At 70.1% G+C, this 16,599-nt stretch carries 20 protein-coding genes; 8 read left to right on the forward strand and 12 right to left on the reverse strand.

Annotated elements, in window-relative coordinates:
* Nucleotides 1-14 precede the first annotated feature (14 nt).
* The 7 genes from V1633_RS30240 to V1633_RS30270 all read right to left on the reverse strand — a co-directional run bounded on the left by V1633_RS30240 (nucleotide 15) and on the right by V1633_RS30270 (nucleotide 7,200).
* A complete protein-coding gene (locus V1633_RS30240) occupies nucleotides 15-893 on the reverse strand; it encodes an amidohydrolase family protein (RefSeq protein ID WP_331217708.1) in 879 nt (292 codons plus the stop codon).
* Nucleotides 890-1,651, reverse strand: a complete 762-nt coding sequence (locus V1633_RS30245) for an SDR family oxidoreductase (RefSeq protein WP_331217709.1) — start codon at nucleotides 1,649-1,651, stop codon at nucleotides 890-892. Before V1633_RS30245 ends, V1633_RS30240 begins: the two co-directional genes overlap by 4 nt.
* Nucleotides 1,648-2,673 (reverse strand): zinc-dependent alcohol dehydrogenase, encoded by a 1,026-nt coding sequence (locus V1633_RS30250; RefSeq protein ID WP_331217710.1) that lies wholly within the window; start codon nucleotides 2,671-2,673, stop codon nucleotides 1,648-1,650. Before V1633_RS30250 ends, V1633_RS30245 begins: the two co-directional genes overlap by 4 nt.
* A gap of 117 nt (nucleotides 2,674-2,790) precedes the next feature.
* Nucleotides 2,791-4,014, reverse strand: a complete 1,224-nt coding sequence (locus V1633_RS30255) for a mandelate racemase/muconate lactonizing enzyme family protein (RefSeq protein ID WP_331217711.1) — start codon at nucleotides 4,012-4,014, stop codon at nucleotides 2,791-2,793.
* A 1-nt stretch (nucleotide 4,015) separates the two neighbouring features.
* Nucleotides 4,016-4,843, reverse strand: coding sequence for a carbohydrate ABC transporter permease (locus V1633_RS30260; RefSeq protein ID WP_331217712.1), 828 nt, complete (start codon nucleotides 4,841-4,843; stop codon nucleotides 4,016-4,018).
* Entirely contained in the window at nucleotides 4,843-5,670 is an 828-nt protein-coding gene (locus V1633_RS30265) for a carbohydrate ABC transporter permease (protein WP_331217713.1), read from the reverse strand. The genes V1633_RS30260 and V1633_RS30265 overlap by 1 nt, the downstream gene beginning before the upstream one ends.
* Nucleotides 5,671-5,934: 264 nt before the next feature.
* Nucleotides 5,935-7,200 (reverse strand): ABC transporter substrate-binding protein, encoded by a 1,266-nt coding sequence (locus tag V1633_RS30270; RefSeq protein ID WP_331217714.1) that lies wholly within the window; start codon nucleotides 7,198-7,200, stop codon nucleotides 5,935-5,937.
* Nucleotides 7,201-7,380: 180 nt separating this feature from the next.
* Here V1633_RS30270 and V1633_RS30275 point away from each other — a divergent pair, with 180 nt between their 5' ends.
* Nucleotides 7,381-8,127 (forward strand): FadR/GntR family transcriptional regulator, encoded by a 747-nt coding sequence (locus V1633_RS30275; protein WP_331217715.1) that lies wholly within the window; start codon nucleotides 7,381-7,383, stop codon nucleotides 8,125-8,127.
* 81 nt (nucleotides 8,128-8,208) lie between these two features.
* Here V1633_RS30275 and V1633_RS30280 read toward each other — a convergent pair whose 3' ends face one another.
* Entirely contained in the window at nucleotides 8,209-9,588 is a 1,380-nt protein-coding gene (locus V1633_RS30280) for an RICIN domain-containing protein (RefSeq protein WP_331217716.1), read from the reverse strand.
* Between the two features lie 306 nt (nucleotides 9,589-9,894).
* On the opposite strand from V1633_RS30280, the gene V1633_RS30285 reads away from it, so the two are divergent.
* Nucleotides 9,895-10,185, forward strand: coding sequence for a hypothetical protein (locus V1633_RS30285; RefSeq protein ID WP_331217717.1), 291 nt, complete (start codon nucleotides 9,895-9,897; stop codon nucleotides 10,183-10,185).
* A gap of 105 nt (nucleotides 10,186-10,290) precedes the next feature.
* On the opposite strand, the gene V1633_RS30290 is transcribed toward V1633_RS30285, so the two are convergent.
* Together V1633_RS30290 and V1633_RS30295 are read right to left on the reverse strand one after the other, a co-directional pair.
* Complete coding sequence (locus V1633_RS30290) at nucleotides 10,291-10,647, reverse strand: DoxX family protein (protein WP_331217718.1); 357 nt, start codon at nucleotides 10,645-10,647, stop codon at nucleotides 10,291-10,293.
* A gap of 362 nt (nucleotides 10,648-11,009) precedes the next feature.
* Complete coding sequence (locus V1633_RS30295; RefSeq protein WP_331217719.1) at nucleotides 11,010-11,603, reverse strand: ester cyclase; 594 nt, start codon at nucleotides 11,601-11,603, stop codon at nucleotides 11,010-11,012.
* A 169-nt stretch (nucleotides 11,604-11,772) separates the two neighbouring features.
* On the opposite strand from V1633_RS30295, the gene V1633_RS30300 reads away from it, so the two are divergent.
* Nucleotides 11,773-12,135, forward strand: coding sequence for a YkvA family protein (locus tag V1633_RS30300; RefSeq protein WP_331217720.1), 363 nt, complete (start codon nucleotides 11,773-11,775; stop codon nucleotides 12,133-12,135).
* Nucleotides 12,136-12,269: 134 nt separating this feature from the next.
* Here the strand turns inward: V1633_RS30300 and V1633_RS30305 are convergent, their stop codons facing one another.
* Nucleotides 12,270-12,506: a hypothetical protein gene (locus V1633_RS30305; protein ID WP_331217721.1), complete on the reverse strand. Its 237-nt coding sequence runs from the start codon at nucleotides 12,504-12,506 to the stop codon at nucleotides 12,270-12,272.
* Between the two features lie 91 nt (nucleotides 12,507-12,597).
* On the opposite strand from V1633_RS30305, the gene V1633_RS30310 reads away from it, so the two are divergent.
* From V1633_RS30310 to V1633_RS30320, 3 genes are all read left to right on the forward strand, one after another.
* Nucleotides 12,598-13,737 carry a sensor histidine kinase gene (locus V1633_RS30310; RefSeq protein WP_331217722.1) on the forward strand — a complete coding sequence of 380 codons (1,140 nt, stop codon included), beginning with the start codon at nucleotides 12,598-12,600 and terminating at the stop codon, nucleotides 13,735-13,737.
* The gene (locus V1633_RS30315) at nucleotides 13,734-14,396 is read left to right on the forward strand and encodes a response regulator transcription factor (protein ID WP_331217723.1); all 663 of its coding nucleotides are present in this window, start codon (nucleotides 13,734-13,736) and stop codon (nucleotides 14,394-14,396) included. The genes V1633_RS30310 and V1633_RS30315 overlap by 4 nt, the downstream gene beginning before the upstream one ends.
* Before the next feature lie 189 nt (nucleotides 14,397-14,585).
* On the forward strand, nucleotides 14,586-15,203 hold the full coding sequence (locus V1633_RS30320) for a DUF2306 domain-containing protein (RefSeq protein WP_331217724.1): 618 nt from the start codon (nucleotides 14,586-14,588) through the stop codon (nucleotides 15,201-15,203).
* Here the strand turns inward: V1633_RS30320 and V1633_RS30325 are convergent.
* Nucleotides 15,195-15,488: a hypothetical protein gene (locus V1633_RS30325; RefSeq protein ID WP_331217725.1), complete on the reverse strand. Its 294-nt coding sequence runs from the start codon at nucleotides 15,486-15,488 to the stop codon at nucleotides 15,195-15,197. The two genes, V1633_RS30320 and V1633_RS30325, sit on opposite strands and share 9 nt — an antisense overlap.
* 412 nt (nucleotides 15,489-15,900) lie before the next feature.
* On the opposite strand from V1633_RS30325, the gene V1633_RS30330 reads away from it, so the two are divergent.
* The gene (locus V1633_RS30330) at nucleotides 15,901-16,125 is read left to right on the forward strand and encodes a hypothetical protein (protein WP_331217726.1); all 225 of its coding nucleotides are present in this window, start codon (nucleotides 15,901-15,903) and stop codon (nucleotides 16,123-16,125) included.
* A gap of 218 nt (nucleotides 16,126-16,343) precedes the next feature.
* Nucleotides 16,344-16,547: a cold-shock protein gene (locus V1633_RS30335; RefSeq protein ID WP_331217727.1), complete on the forward strand. Its 204-nt coding sequence runs from the start codon at nucleotides 16,344-16,346 to the stop codon at nucleotides 16,545-16,547.
* Nucleotides 16,548-16,599 lie beyond the last annotated feature (52 nt).

Below are 16,599 nucleotides of genomic sequence, written 5' to 3' on the forward strand. Positions count from 1 at the left end.
CAGCGCAGGCGTCCTCACGACGGCTTCAGCCGGTAGACGCGCCGCGCCGTGTGCTCCCAGATCAGCGACCGGTCGGCTGCCCCGAGGTCGCCCAGCAACTCCGCCAGGGCCGCCACCCAACGCTGGTACGACGCGGCGAGCAGGCACACCGGCCAGTCCGAGCCGAACATCAGCCGGTCCGGCCCGAACGCGTCGAGAGCGTCGTCGACGGGCGGTCGTAGGTCCTCGGGCACCCAGTACGGCCGTCGCACCTCGGTCACCAGGCCGGAGAGCTTCGCCGTCGTGTTCGGCGAGGTCGCCAGTGTCCGCAGGTTCCGGGTCCAGTCCGCCAGTTCCGGACTGCCCAGCGCGGGCTTGCCGAGGTGGTCGAGGACGAACCGTACCGTCGGCAGGTCGCGCGCCAGACGGGTGGCCATCGGTAGCTGGTGCTGGCGGACGAGCAGGTCGAAGACGAGCCCGGCGGCACCGACCGCCGCGATCCCCCGGCGGACGTCCGGACGGTCCAGGTACGCCGGGTCGCACTCGTCCTGAACGAGGTGGCGGATGCCGACGAGCCGGTCCCCGCCCCGTGCCGCCCGCAACCGGTCGATGCGGTCGGCGACGTCGTCGGCTGTCAGGTCCACCCAGCCGACGACCCCGTGGATGAGCGAATCGTCGGCCGCGACGCCCAGCAGGTCCACCGTCTCGGCCGGCGAGGCGATGGACTGGACCACGACGGTCGCGGTGACCCCGGCGGCCCGGGCCAGCGGGGCGAGGTCGACGGGCTCGAAGTCGGCGTCGATGGCGGCCATGGTCACCGGGTCGATCCACGGCTGCGGATGCCGTGACCGGACCCAGAGGTGGTGGTGCGCGTCGACGATCCCGGGGCCGCCCGGCACCTGCCCGCCGGTCATCGGCCCAGCCAGCCGCCGTCGACGGGCAGCACGATCCCGTTGACGTAGTCCGACGCCGCCGAGGCCAGGAACACCGTGGCACCTCCGAGATCGTCGGCACGACCCCACCGGCCGGCCGGGATCCGGGTGAGGATCGCCGGTGCGCGATCGGGGTCGTCCCGCAACGCCCGGGTGTTGTCGGTGGCGATGTAACCGGGGGCGATGGCGTTCACGTTCACCCCGTGCACCGCCCACTCGTTCGCCAGCGCCCTGGTCAGCCCGGCCACCCCCGACTTCGACGCGGCATAGCCGGGAACGGTGATGCCGCCCTGGAAGCTCAGCAGCGAGGCGGTGAAGATGATTTTCCCGTGGCCCCGCTCGACCATCGTCCGGCCGATCTCCCGGCTCAGCACGAACTGGCTGCTCAGGTTGACCTCGATCACGTGGTCCCACATCTCGTCCGGGTGATCGACGGCCGGGGTACGGGCGATCGTGCCGCCGTTGTTCACCAGGATGTCGACCGGTCCGAGCGCGGTGAGGTCCCGGGCCAACCGGTGCACGGCCGCCCGGTCGGCGAGGTCGGCCCGCAGCCCGGTGAAGCGGCGGCCGGCGGCACGTACCCGGCGTTCCACCTCACTTCCGTCCGGTTCCAGTTGGGCCGAGACGCCGACGACGTCGGCACCGGACCGGGCCAACGCCTCGGCCATGGCCAGACCTATGCCACGCCGGGCGCCGGTGACGACGGCGGTCCGTCCGGACAGGTCGAACAGTTCGATCACCGGTTGTCCTCCTGCCAGTCGAGCAGCACCTTCAGCACCCCGCCGCCCTCCAGGGCCGTGAACGCGGCGTCCACCGCCTCGACGGGTTCGACCCGGCTGATGAGCTGTCCCGCCGGGATCGCGCCGGAGGCGACCAGCCGGACCGCCTCCGCCATGTCCTCCCGCTGGTACAGGCGGGCGCCGAGCAGCTCCAGTTCGCGCCAGAAGAACCGGTGCAGGTTGACCTCCCGGGGGCGGGGATGGATCGCCACCATCACCAGCCGGCCGCGGGTGGTCAGCACGTCCACCGCCGTGGCGACACCGGCGGGGGACCCGGAGACCTCGAAGGCGATGTCGGCGCCGGCACCGTCGGTGCGGTCGTTCACCAGCGCCACGACGTCGGTCGTTCCCGGGTCGACGGCGTCGATCCCCATCCCGTGCGCGGCGGCGCGGCGGAACGGATCCGGCTCGACGAGCAGGACCCGTGCGCCACGGCCCCTCGCCACGATGGCGATCAGGACTCCGACCGGCCCGCCGCCGACCACGACCACCTGGTCGGTGCCGGTCACGTTCCCCCGCCGGACGTCGTGCACCGCCACCGCGACCGGTTCGACGAGCGCCGCGTGGTCCAGCGGCAGTTCCTCCGGGAGCGGCAGGACCAGGTCCGCCGGGACGTTCCACGAGGACTGCATGGCGCCCGGCGAGTCGATGCCGAGGAAGTTCATCGCGTGGCAGATGTGGGAGTTCCCGCGCCGGCAGGCGGCGCACCGCCCACACGAGCGGGTCGGCATCACGGTGACGGCCTGGCCGACGGACCAGCCGGTGGTCTCCTCCCCCACCGCCGCGATCCGCCCCGACATCTCATGCCCGATGATCGCCGAGGCGCCGACCCGGGCGTCCATGTCCCCGTGGTAGATGTGCAGGTCGGTGCCGCAGATCCCGGTGTAGGCAACCGCGATCGACACCTCGCCGCGTCCCGGCGGTTCCGGGGCGCGCTCCTCGATCCCGAGGCGGCGAGCCCCCCGGTAGACCACTGTTCTCATCGATCCTCCGTCTCGACAGCCGGTACGTCGCTCGTCCCGGCCGGCACGGTCATGGGTGCCCCGCCGTGGCGGGGCACCCACGAATTCCTTCCGTCGCAGCAGGACCCGGTGGCCGGGTCAGTGGCGTGCGGTGGGCGACACGTCGTTGTGGGAGTGCAGCGGCGCACCGGGGAACCGCGGCGTTCCGGCGATGCCGTCGACGCCGGCCAGCAGTCGCCGGCCGGCCCGCTCCGGCCGGACGTTGGGGCTCTCGGACGTCCGCGTCTCCGACCGCCGGGTGGTGGCCCTGATCCGCTCCTCGTCGACCCGGACGCCAAGGCCGGACGAGTCACCGAGCACGAAGGCACCGTCCTCGACGTGCAGGTCGACGGAGACGCCGACCGGTGGAGTCAGGTCCTGCAACTCGCTGGTCAGGTGGTTGGGCACCGAAGTCGCGGCGTGCAGCAGCCCGATCGGGCTGTTGCCGATCGGGCTGACCGGCAGGTCGTGGGCATGCGCCAGGGCGGACGTCCGCAGGAAGTGGGTGACTCCCCAGACGGCCGCCATCTGCACGATGTCGATCGCCCCGGCGGCGATCAGTGGGCGGTACTGCTCGAGCCCGGTGAGGTTCTCTCCGGTGGCGACCGACGCACGGATGCCCCGGCCGACGGCGGCGTGGCCGTCGGCGTCCCAGCGCCGGACGGGCTCCTCGATCCAGATCAGGTCGAGGACGCGTTCGAGTTCGCAGACGTGCCGGACGGCCTGCTTGCGGGTCCAGACCTCGTTGACGTCGAGCATCAGCCCCGGCCGCACGCCGTGCCCGGCTTCGGTCAGCACGTCCCGGACGAGGCAGAGGCGGTGCCGGTCACGCTCGATGTCGAGCCCGCCCTTGAGCTTGGCCGCCCGCAGCCCGTACCGGGCGTAGACCTCGTACGCCGAGACGAGTTCGTCGTCGGTCAGCCCGATGTCCAGACCTGACGCGTACGCGGGAACCCGTCGGTCACGTCCGCCCAGCAGTCGCCACAGTGGCTCGCCGGCCGCCTTCGCCTTGATGTCCCACAGGGCGGTGTCGAGCGCGCCGATGGTGCCGAACACCGGGCCCGCGTGGCCGGCCTTGAAGGTGTGCCGCAGCATGCGGTCGTAGAGGGTCGTCACGGCACGGGGATCTTCGCCCTCGATGGCCGCGAAGATCCGCTCGATCTCCACGTGCGGCCCGAGGCCGACCCCCGAGATGCCCTCGTCGGTCTCGACGATGACGATCGGCACCGGGACCACCCCGTCGGAGAAGACGCCGTTGGCGTCGCCGACGGGCCGACCCCATTCCTGAACCGTGGTGAGTGTCCGATATCCGGTGATCCGCATGTCAGCCCTTCGTGGAACCGGCGGCGACGCCGTCGGCGATCTGGCGCTGGAGGAACAGGTAGACCACCAGGACGGGGACAGCGGCGATCAGGACTCCGGAGGCGAAGGTGGGGATGTCGTCGGAGTACTGCCCACGCAGCGAGGTGACGCCGACCATGAGGGTCCGGTGGTCGGCCGAAGGCATCATCACCAGCGCCATGAGGACGTCGTTCCAGCAGAACAGGGCGTCGAGGATGCCGACCGACAGCAGTGCCGGGGTACCCAGGGGCAGCATGATCCGGCGGTACACGCCGTACACGCTGTTGCCGTCGATCCTGGCCGCGTCGATGATCTCCGGCGGGATGGTCTTGTAGTAGCTCGTCATCAGGAAGACGGTGAAGGGCAGGAACTGGGCCACGTAGACGAGGATCAACCCGGGGTACGTGTCGATGAGGCCACCGTCCGCCATGATCCGGGCGAGCGGCACCATGATCACCTGGAACGGCACGAACAGTCCCGCGAGGCAGCCCAGGAACAGCGCCGTCGAGCCGCGGAACCGCAACTGGCTCAGGGCGAAGCCGGCCATCGACCCGAAGAGCAGCAGCAGGATCACCGACGACGTCACCACGAGCAGGGAGTTGACGAAGTATCGGCCCATCCCGACGCTGTTCCACGCCGTGCTGAGGTTCTCCCAGCGCAGGGCGTCGGTCAGGGAGAACCGGTCGAGGATGTAGTCACGCCGGGTCTTCATCGCGACGTTGACGGTGAACACCAGGGGGTAGACCGTCGCCAGTGCGAGCAACGCCATCGGGACGGCCACCACCCACCGGCCCAGCCGGATGCGGGACATCAAGCCTCCCTTCCCGCCCGCTTGAGCAGCTTGATCTGCAACAGCCCCACGACGATCATGATCACGAAGAGGACCGTCGACGCGGCTGACGCGAGGGCCGGCCGGTTCATCTGCCCCTGCTTGATCCAGATGTAGTACTCCGGCAGGTACGTCGATCCCTCCGGCCCACCGCTGGTCATGACGTAGAGCAGGCCGAACATGGAGGTCAGCATCCCGATCATCGTGGTCACGAAGACGAACTGGATGGTGCGCGACAGTCCCGGGACGATCACGTGCCAGATGACCTGGGCCAGCGACGCGCCGTCCACCCGGGCCGCGTCCAGCAGTGCGCCGTCCAGGGTGGCGAAGCCGGCGAGGAAGACCACCAGGGCCATTCCGAGGGTCGCCCAGACATGCACGGCGACCACCACGAACATCGCGACGTCCGGGTGCCCGAGCCAGTCCACCGGACCGACACCGACCGACCCGAGAACGGCGTTGAGCGGGCCGTCGACGGCGAGCAGAAGGTTGAAGATCGCGCCGACGATGACCGGGGAGAGCACCGCGGGGAAGAAGTAGACGCTGCGGTAGAGCCGGTGGCCGGGGACCCGGAGGTAGATGAACGTCGCGAGCAGCCCGGGAATCGCCACCGCCACCGGAAGCAGCAGCACCAGCAGTCCCACGTTGCCCAGCGCGGTCCGGAACAGCGGATCCTGGAGCAGTTCCAGGTAGTTGTCGAGACCGACCGCCACGCCGTTGCGCTCACCGTCGCCGGTGAAGGAGAAGTTGACCCCGAGGAGCAGCGGGTAGAGCCGCAGCACCACGATGATCAGTACGGCCGGGGCCACCAGGACGTAGGGCGCGAAGCGCTCGGACCGGGTACTCGCGGAGCGCCGGCGACGAGCGCCGCCACGGCGGGTGGCGGGCCCGGCCGCCGCCCCGTCGGGGGGGGGGGGGCCCGGGGGGCCCCCCCCCCCCCGGGGGGGCCCCCCCCGCCCGGCCGGGGGGGCCCCCCCGGGGGGGGGGGGGGGCCCCCCCGCCCCCCCGGGGGGGGGGCCCCCCCCCCCCCCCCCCCCCCCCACGGCTGTACGTCATTTCCGATCGGCACGGGTTCAGCCCGCCTGGTCGGAAGCGGCCAACTGCTTCACCACCTCGTCGACGGTGATCGAACCGCTGAGCAGTTGCTGGGAGAGCCGACCCATCAGGTCCAGGGTCTTCGAGGAGAGCGCCACGTGCAGGGCCGGTTTGCCGCTCTTGATCTCGGAGACGATCGTGGCGACGGCCGGCCCGCCCTGCGACACGTCGATGGTGGTGTCGGCGGCGATCGCGCCGGCGCCGGCGTAGAAGGCCTTGAGCGCGTCGGTGGAGGTCAGTGCCCGCACCAGGTCGGCGGCCATCTTCGGGTCCTTCGTCCACCTGGCGACCCCGTAGCCGATGCCCCCGTCGTAGGGCAGGCTCGGGGTGGTCCCGGCGGTGACCACCGGGGCGTCCATGACGCCGAGTTTGTCGGCGGTCAGGAACTCGTTGAAGTCCTGCCAGTGCCCCACGTCCGACATCAGCCCGATGACGTGGGCGGCCTTGCCGGACTGGAAGAGGGCGAACGAGTCGTTGAACATCGCGGTCGAGTTGGCGCCGTCGTTGTTCAGACCCGCGTCACCGGCCTCCTTCCAGAGCTGGAAGACCCGCTTGACGTTGGGCGAGTTCCAGTCGCGCTTCCCGGCGATCCAGTTGTCGTACTCCTGCGCGGTGAGGATGCCCGAGGCCAGGCCGGAGAGCCAGAACTGGATGCCGGCACCCTCCTTGTTGCCGAGGGCGAAGCACTTGGCGCCGGCCTTGGCGATGGCGCCGCAGTCGGCTACGAACTCGCTCCAGGTGGTGGCCGGACTGGCCGGATCGAGTCCGGCCTTCTCGTAGAGCGTCTTGTTGTAGTAGATGGGGTGGCCCTGCAGCGTCACCGGGCCGGCGTAGACCTTGCCGTCCTTGGTGAACGCGTCCCAGCCGGCCAGCCGCTGCCTGTCCTCGGCCACGTACTCGTCCAGCGGCACCAGCGCGTCCACCCGGTCGCGGATCTGACCGCCGCCGTTGAACAGGATGACGTCCGGTCCCTTGCCGGACTGGATCGCCGCACCGAGCAGCGTGTAGTACTGGTCGAAGGGCTGCGCGACGAACTCGACCGTCACGTCCGGATGCTTCTTCGCGAAGTCCGCCTTCGCCTTCTCGATGTAGGGTGCGGCGGAAGCCTCGCCGGACTTCCAGTCCCACACCACCAGCTTGCCCTCCGACCCGCCCGGGGACGAGTCTGACCCTGTGGCGCTTCCACAGCCGGCCAGCGCCAGTCCCACCACGAGGACGGCCGGCCACATTGCTCGCTGTTTCATCGTTGTCACCCTTTGGACGTGGGGTGGTCGGCGGACCGACCGTCAGGTGTCATGATTGGACGGAAACGTAACTCGTATGATGTCTAACGTCAATGGTCGACCGTACACTGATCACGGACGCCGGGTTACCAGCGCGGTGAGCCATCCGGAGGGGACATGACGCCATCGCAGGAGACCGCCTTGAACGCTGCAGCGCCCCCGGCCTGGACACGACGACCGACCAACCTCGCCCGGGCCGTCACCGCCGAGCTGGTGGAGCGCATCGTCCGCGGGACGCACCCGTCCGGGACGTCACTTCCTCCCGAGCCGGTGCTCTGCGAGACCTTCTCCGTCAGCCGGACCGTCGTCCGGGAAGCCGTCAAGATCCTTCAGGAGAAGGGGCTGGTGCAGGTCCGCCAGGGTGCCGGCACCATGGTCACCCCGCCGTCGTCGTGGGACATGCTCGACGAACTCGTCCTCGCGGCCACCATCGCCGAGGACGACAGCCTGGCCATCCTCGACGACCTCGTCGTCACCCGGCGGGTGCTGGAGTCCGACATGGCCAACGTCGCCGCCCGCCTGGCAAACCAGGAGACCATCGAGCGGCTGCGCGGTCAGGTGGAGCGGATGGACGAACTCGTCGACGACCACGTCACCTACCACGAGCACGACCGCGCCTTCCACGACACGATCATGCAGGCGTCCGGCAACCGCATCGCCCGCGGCGTGGTACGCGCGCTGGAGAGTCAGGTCGTCAACACCGCCCGGTACATGGGTCGGACCGAACGCTCCCTGTGCGTAGCCTCCAACCGCGGCCACCGACGCATCTACGAACGCATCGCCGCGCACGACCCGGACGGTGCCGCCGAGGCGATGTACACCCACATCAGCGAGGCGTGGCTCGTCCGGCGCAGCGGAACGGGCAACCCCACCCGGCTCCAGCGGTGACACACCGACGGGGGACTCCCGGTCCACGGCGGGTACCGACCCTCCGCTCACCAGGAGCCCGCCCGTCAGTCTTCCGAGCCCTCAGGAGAACTGGGCGAAGAACCGCCAGATCTCGCCCTTGGTCCAGGTCGTGATGCCGCTCTCGGCGTAGGTGCCGTCCACCGGACCGGGCATGTGGCCGTTGTCGAACGCGGCCCACTGCACGGGGTAGCCGGACCGGCATCCCGAGTAACTGGTGGTGACATGTGTCCGGCTGCCCGCCCCCGGCTCCGGCGGGTTCTGTGCGGCGCAACCGTTGTTCCGGACGAACGTGTCCCGCAGCGCCCGCCCCTGGGAGATGTTGAGGACGTTGTCCGAGATGCCGTGCAGCCCGAAGTACGCGATCGGCTGCGTACCGCCGCTACACCCGCTGATCTGCGCGCCGGCGATGACCGCGACGGCCCGGAACACATTCGCCCGGGCGCAGGCGAGGGCGTAGCTCATACCGCCGCCCCAGCTGAAACCGAGGGCGAAGCGTTGTCGCGGATTGACACAGAGGTCGCCCTCGATCCGCCGGATCATGTCGTCGACGAAGGTCACGTCCTCGCCACCGGAGTTGCCCCAACCGTTGCCGAGCCCCTGCGGCGCGACCAGGATCGCGCTGTTGTTCGACTGCTCCTGCTGTCCGTAGTAGGACCAGGGGGTCCCGCTGGTGCCGCCCGAGGAGATCTCCTGCATGGTGCCGCCCCGCCAGTGGAAAGCGAAGATCAATCGGTAGGGGTTGGCGTTGTTGTAGTTGGCCGGGATCCGCAGGATGAAGGAACGGCTCTTGCCGTTGCTCTGGATCGTGTGCGTGCCACTCGACAACGTCGGGGCCTTGCCGCAGCCGGCGCCACCCGTCGGCGGGTTGCCGCCGTCGACACGCACGAGCTGCCACTGCTGGTTCGCGCCGTTCCAGTCGGCGTACTGCACGATGTTCCCGCCGTCCGCCAGGGAGGCACCCTGCACCTCGACGGCCTTGCCGCTGTGCCGGCTGATCAGCCGGACGTGTCCTCCGTCGGAGTCGGCCAACCGGAACTGCTGGTTCGTCGCGTTGAGGTCGGACCACTGCACCACGGCCCCGCCGTCGGCGGTGGACCAGTTGTGCACGTCGAGGACCTTGCCGGAGTGCCGGGACTTCAGTCGGTAGTAGCCACCACCGGAGTCCACGAACTGCCACTGCTGGTTGGCTCCGTTGTTCCGGGTCCACTGGCTGATCCGCGCGCCGTCGTTCGTGGCCGAGCCGTACAGGTCCAGTGCCTTGCCGCTGTTCCGGTTCACCAGGACGTACCAGGCACCGGTGTCCACTGCCGCCGCCGACGCGGGTCCGGCGTTCACCGCGACGAGCGTGCCGGCCGCGACAACCGCCGCCGCCACGACGGCCAACCCTGACCGCCAGCGACGTCTCTGCGGAGAGACGGGACGAGCCTCACCGATGGTCATCGTGATCCGCTCCTTCGCTCAGGGGTCGCACGCGAGCAGGATGGACGCGTGTGACCGGGGATGCCGCCGTCCGGTGGTGGCGTCGGCACGTTGCATGGGCCGGCGCGTCCACGCGGCCACCCCGCCCGGACGTCCGGCCGCGTGATGGACCGGCGGTCGTGGCGGATCCGCGCCACATCGCGGCCCTGCGTCGTCAGGACGCCCGGCAGCCGCCTGACCCGTGGGTGAAAAGTTAACGCTCACATCGTCATACGTCAAACGACACATGTCAATCCGACGACGTGATCGCCGGTCGAGCGAGGGCGCTTGGCCGCGCCGGACAGCCAGTACCGCCCTCGACGCGCGTCGACGGCGCATGCCGGGTTCGCAGCAACGGGCGTTGCCCCGGTCGGCACCCAGAGACCTTCCGCCACTCCTCAATGGATCCCGGTTCACGGCATACGGTCCAGATCGCCACTCACCCCGCCCCTGAAACCCGAATTCTTCGCCGAGGTCAACGACGGCACTGTCACCCTCACATTCCATTTCTGGAGCGGCACGCAACTCACGTACCGCCTGACGAAGTCGGGAACCTCGGTCACCGGCAGCACCGCCTGACGGGGGCCGGAACCGTCTCGGACCGACTGAACCAGCGGATGTCCCGGGCACGGCCGGTGCGGAGTGTGGCAGCCCGCGCCGGCCACGGGAGGGGACCAGGGCGGTTCACCACGGGCCGTGGTAGCTGAGGTTCAGGGCCAGGGCGGCCACGGAGACGACGAAGAACACGGCCGGTCCGACGAGTTGGCGGGACCCCACCCGCAGGTGGGCAACGAACGCGCCGACGAAGTACAGCACAAGGCCAGCGGCGGCGAGGGCGCCCAGCAGCGGCACGGCGAACCCGGCCAGCAATCCCAACGAGCCCGCCGCCAGCAACATGCCCAACACCGGTCCCCACGACCGTGGCAGGCGCTTCATGTCCAACTGGGCCTTGGGGTAGTCGTGGCCGATCAGGTAGGTGACGGCGGCGCTGCCGGTGAAGACCGCAGCGACGATGGTGACGGTGACGTATGCGGCGAACATGAGAACGTCCTCTTCGGCGGTGGCAAGACATGACTGTTCGCTGATAGGTCGAGGTAGCCCGACGGGATGTGACGGGCCGTGAGCGGCGTCACAGGAGTGGGCCTACGCCGCAGCCGTCCAGATCACGAACTTCACCGCGGAAGACTCATTCTCACCACGGGCGCGGTGACAGCGCGTGCTCGCAGGGCTGCTGGTACCACGTCACGCGGCCTCGGCACTCCGCCAACCAGGTCCGCGGCCGAGCAGGGCCGGCCCGGCCGGACCGGATGATCCTGTCCACGCCCCGCCCGGTTCCTGTCACGCACCGGGTCCTGTCATGGACCGGTTCCTCTGACGGGGCCGGGAGAAGGAATGGGGCGCGGTTACCCCGGGCGGCCGGTGAGTTGCTGGTAAACCTCGAACGCGTTGCGCTCGACACGGTTCGAGAGCAGCATGCCGTCCTCGCGTACCGCCCAGACGGCCGTACCGCTCATCTGAAACGGCGCGTTGTCGGGCGCGGTTCCGAACACGCCGTTGTTGTTGCCGGTCAAGCAGAACACGGACGCCACGCGCGAACCGTCGTGGTTCTCGAACGACTCGACGACCTCGAAGTCGAGGTTGTCGATCACGGCGCTGAAGCTGCGTACCCACTCCTTGAAGAGAGCCCGCGACTCGATGCGCTTGCCACCGGAGATGAGGACAAAATCCTCCACCACAAGCTCGTCGATGGCGTCGTAGTCCTGCGGCGCCTGCCAGACACGCGCAAAGAAGTTGTGTACGGCGTCGATGCCGGAACGCTTGGTCATGCCGTTCAGCCCTTCACGATCACAGCAGCCCGCAGGCGAGTCATGCGCGGAACCTGTAGGTAACCCGGAAGCATCGCCAATGCCTTGCACCACCGCCGCAACACGTCGATGCGGGGCAATTGCGCGATGTCGTGGACCCGACTCATCGGGATCATATGCGATGACGATCACCGAATGTCCGTACTCTTCCTGACTCGTCAGGGATTGTCGGTGACCCGGCTGACCAACTTTCCGGACACGTCGGCGTCGTACCCACCGGCTGCCGCGTACGGGAGCAGCTCCACCCGGCCCTCGGCGGTGCCGCCGGGCGGCGCGGGGTCCGCCGGGTTACCGTTGCGGCATGTCCCGTGAGGCGTGGACCGTGGTCCTGGTAGTGGGTGGCATCGTGGCCGTCGCCACCCTGGCCGGGGCTGTCGTGCTCGCGGTCAGGGTACTGCGTACCCGGAAGTTGCTCGGCGAGCTGGGAGCCGGCGGCAAGGTCGCGTTCTACGGCGCGTTGATCTACACGCTGCTGCCGGTCGACCTGCTGCCCGACCCGATCTACCTCGACGACATGGGCATCCTGGCCGGCGCGCTGCTCTACCTGACCCGGCTGGTCCACCAGCGCCGGGCGGCCCGCGTCGGGTCGGTGGGTCATGACTTCGCCGACAAGGCGCAGCTGTCGCCGCCCGGCCGACAGAACCAAAGGCCTACCCGGCGGTGACGCTCTGGAGCCGCTGCTCCTGAGGTCCGGACCGACCGTCGGACTCGCCCATCGGCACACCCCCGCGCTGCCGGTGCGCCCGGAGGCAGGGAGCCGGAGAGGGGTCCCTGCCCGGTCCGGGCGTGGGATCACCGTTACCGCAGGGCGCTCGCCAGGATCGTGACCACGGTCCTGCGGACGGCCACAGGGTCCGGTCGGCCGTCCTTCCGCTCGCTGAACACCAGGTGTGTGGCGCCGATCAGGGTGGGCGCGAGCGTGTCGATGTCGGCGTCGGCCGCGGTTGACGAACTGGGCGGCACCGTCACGCTGTCGTACGCCACCTGGGGCCTGACCGCGACCCGGACCGTCCAGCCCTGAGCCAAGAAGACCAAAACCCAACGAGCCGAGCACGGGCTCCGGCGGGACGAACCAGTCGTACTTTGGGACGATCTGGAGTCGCACCACCATTCGTACGATGGTCCCATGCACCCTCGCCTGCGCGCCGTGCTGGCCGAGCCACGCGTCCCGCACGCCTCGGGCCCCGCTCGGCGCGACTGGGCGTTGATCGCCGTCTTCGCGCCGGCGATCGTGTTGGAGGGGGTCGCTCGGCCCGACCTGCCGTGGCGGGTGGGCTGCCTCGTCATCGCGCTCACGCTGCTGCCCACGCTGCTGTGGCGGCGCACAAAGCCACTCGCGATGGTGGCGGTCGCGTTCGGCTTCACGACGGTCGCCCCGTTCGTGCTGCCCGGTGATGCCTGCCAGATGTACACGACGAGCTTCCTGGTGCTGCTGACCTACGCGCTGTTCCGCTGGGGCTCCGGCCGGGACGCCGTGATCGGTTCGGTCTTCGTGACGGCCAAGGTGGCCGCCGCCGGCCTGGCCGGCTCGATCGACGGCGGAGAGTTGGTCGCCGGTTTCGCGGTGATGTTCGCCGCGGCCACGCTGGGCGCCGCGATCCGCTTCCGCGCCGCCGCCCGGCTGCGCGAGCTCGAGCGGGTCAAGCTGCTGGAGCGCGAGCGGCTCGCCCGGGACCTGCACGACACCGTGGCCCACCACGTGTCGGCGATGGCGATCCGCGCCCAGGCCGGCATCGCCGCCTCGGCCAGCCAGCCGGGCGCCGCCGTCGAGGCGCTCCGCGTGATCGAGGCCGAGGCGTCCCGTGCGCTCGCCGAGATGCGCGCGATGGTCCGCGTGCTGCGCCGCGACCAGCCCGCCGACCTGGCGCCCAGTCCGAGGGTCGCCGACATCCGGGGGCTCGCCGGCCCCGGCCGCGCCGGACCCGCCGTCGAGGTGGAGATCCGCGGCGACCTCGACGACCTCCCGCCCCCGGTCGGCTCCGCGCTCTACCGCCTGGCCCAGGAATCGGTCACCAACGCCCGCCGCCATGCCCGCCACGCCACCCGTATCGCGGTCAGCGTCGCGGTCGACGACACCTCCGTACGCCTGCGGGTCAGCGACGACGGCGAGGCCGGCGCCGCCCACCCGGCCGGATCGCCCGGGTTCGGCCTGATCGGCATGATGGAGCGGGCCGACCTGCTCGGCGGCACCTGCGCGGCCGGTCCCGGTCCCGACCATGGGTGGACCGTGACGGCCGTGCTCCCGCGCGCGGGGGTCGGCGCGTGACGGTGCGGGTGCTCGTCGCCGACGACCAGGAGATCGTCCGCACCGGGCTCACCATCATCCTGAACGCGCAGCCCGGCATCGAGGTCGTCGGCGAGTCCGGCGACGGCCGCCGGGCGGTCGAACTCGCCCGGCGGCTCCGCCCCGATGTGTGCCTCTTCGACATCCGGATGCCCGGCATGGACGGCATAGAGGCCACTCGGGCGCTCGCCGGGCCGTCGGTCGCGGAGCCGCTCGCGGTGGTCGTCATCACGACCTTCGATCTCGACGACTACGTGTACGCGGCACTGCGTGCGGGCGCCCGCGGCTTCCTGCTCAAGGAGGCCGGCCCGGACCTGCTCGCCCAGGCCGTCCACGCGGCCGCCAACGGGGACGCGCTGATCGCGCCGAGCGTCACCACGCGGCTGCTGAAAGCGTTCGCCGACGCGAGTCCGGTCGCGCAACCGAGGCAGCCGGTCGAGGCGCTCACCGACCGGGAGGAGCAGGTACTGGTCGCGGTCGCTCGGGGACGCACCAACAAGGAGATCGCCGTCGAGCTCCACATCACGCTGAGCACCGTCAAGTCGCACATCACCAGCCTGATGACCAAGCTCGGTGTGCGTAACCGGGTCGAGATCGCGATGTGGGCGTACGAGACCAACCGCACGCGGGCGCACGGATGACGGCTCCCCCACCACGCCACGTCCTGCCGCCGGTCCGGCCTCGTCACCCTGATGGTCTGTTGTCCCGCGTACCCGGGGCGGCGACCGGCGCCCGCTGAAAGTACGACGACGGCGTACGACCATGGACCGGCCAGATTCCGGCCCATGTGTCGATGAGCCGGGGCGGGTGCGGCGGCCACCATCGACGGCATGACAATGCGCGAGTGGCGGCTGCCGGCCGCGTTGATCCTGCTGGGCCTGATACCGATGATCGCCGGTGCGGTACGGCTGACCGAGCTGGGCACCGGACCGGAGGTGACCCCGGCGAACACCCGGTTCATCGCCGATCCGCTGCCGGTGGTGCTGCACGTCGTCGGTGCGGTGGTCTACACGACCCTCGGCGCCTTCCAGTTCGTACCCAGGCTGCGCCGCCGCCGCTGGCACCGTCTCGCCGGCCGGGTGCTCGTCCCCTGTGGACTGACAGTCGCCCTGTCCGGCCTGTGGATGACGTTCGCGTACGACCTGCCGGCCCACGACAACGACGTGCTCGCCGGCATGCGGCTCGTCTTCGGCTCGGCCATGGCCGCCTCGATCGTGCTCGGCCTCGCCGCCGCGCTACGCCGCGACTTCACCCGGCACCGGGCCTGGATGGTGCGCGGCTACGCGATCGGCCTCGGCGCCGGCACGCAGGCGTTCACCCACGCGCCGTACGTGGCGGCAACCGGCGACCAGCCTGACGGAAACGTCCGGGCCGGGCTCGTGCTCGCCGGTTGGCTGATCAACCTTGCCGTGGCCGAGTGGTACCTGCGCCACCGGAGGCTACGGTGATCGCAGGGGCGCGAGCTGCACGGTCCAGGTCCGGGCTGTCCCGACGACGGTCATCGCCCGGCACAGAAGGTCGCAGCCCAGCTGCGGACTTCCTTCCGCGAAGCCGCGATTGATGAGGCTGATCGCTCTCGCGTGGTCACCCGCTTGAAGCGCATCCTCCAGCCCGGCGGCCAGAACCCCGGCGAGCACGGCGTGGAAACTGTCCGCCCCTTTTTCCCGGAGGGTCTTGGCGCGCTCGCGCAATGGTGCCAGAGAGCCCGCCGGCGGGGCTGACACAGAGGTCATGTCCTTCTCCTGGGTTGTGGGTGTTGCCCGGTCGGGCGGTCAAATCGGCACGCTCACCTGCCGCGACCGTGCCGCGGTGGCATCGGCGTACCACGCCGGGCGCGAGACGGTTGCCGTACGGCGTCACTGATCATCGCCGGTAACGGATGCGGTGTTTCCCTCAGCACACAGAAATGTCGATGGCGATCGGATGGTCTGCCAACGCTCGGCCCTCAACCCTGGACGTCGCTCTCTGGACACTGCCGGATTCCGGCAGCACGCCCGGTAGGCGCAGTCCCGCCAGCGATAGTGACGGACTGATTCACCACTCACTCTACGCACACCGCACGCGGCGCTGCCACCGCCGGCTCGGGGAGCGGACTCCCCGCGAGGAACGCGGGGCCCGTCGGCGGGATCGACTAGCCTCTGCGACATGGCGACCACGGTGCTACGCGTCCGGCTCATCGGCGGCGACCGCATGGACATCACGTACGACAAACCGGACGTCTCCGACGAGGACGAGCTTGTGCGACACGTGATCTCGACCCTGGCGCAGGATTCGGGAGTGCTGCACACGACACACGGTGACCGGCTCGTCGTCCTCTACGGCCGAGGCGTCGCGGCGATCGAAGTCGCGCCTCGCGGTGCGGTGCTGTGACGGGGGCAGACACCTCAGACCGGCGGCGAGCGGCAGATTCTGTGCTACGGTAATCCCGTTGCAGTTTTGATTTCCGTAGACGTTTTCGGCGCCTGGTGGGTATCTGAACCCACGCAGGCGCTTTCTCGTTTTTCGTGTCGGTTCCGACGCGGGTGATCAACGCGGCGGCGTGTGAGTCCGCACCGTGCGGTCTCCCCACAGCCTGCGAAGGAGCAGACATGGCTACAGGTACCGTGAAGTGGTTCAACGGCGACAAGGGCTTCGGCTTCATCAGCCAGGACGGCGGCGGCGCCGACGTTTTCGCCCATTTCTCGGCGATCTCGGCGAGCGGCTTCCGCAGCCTCGAGGAGAACCAGCGGGTGGAATTCGACATCACCCAGGGCCCGAAGGGCCCGCAGGCGTCGGACATCCGCGCGCTCTGATCCACGCTTCGTCACGGCGGCCCGACTGGTTCAGCGGGCCGCCGTTCGGCGT

Origin of the sequence: Plantactinospora sonchi (assembly GCF_036422035.1) — a bacterium.
GTDB lineage: Bacteria > Actinomycetota > Actinomycetes > Mycobacteriales > Micromonosporaceae > Plantactinospora > Plantactinospora sonchi.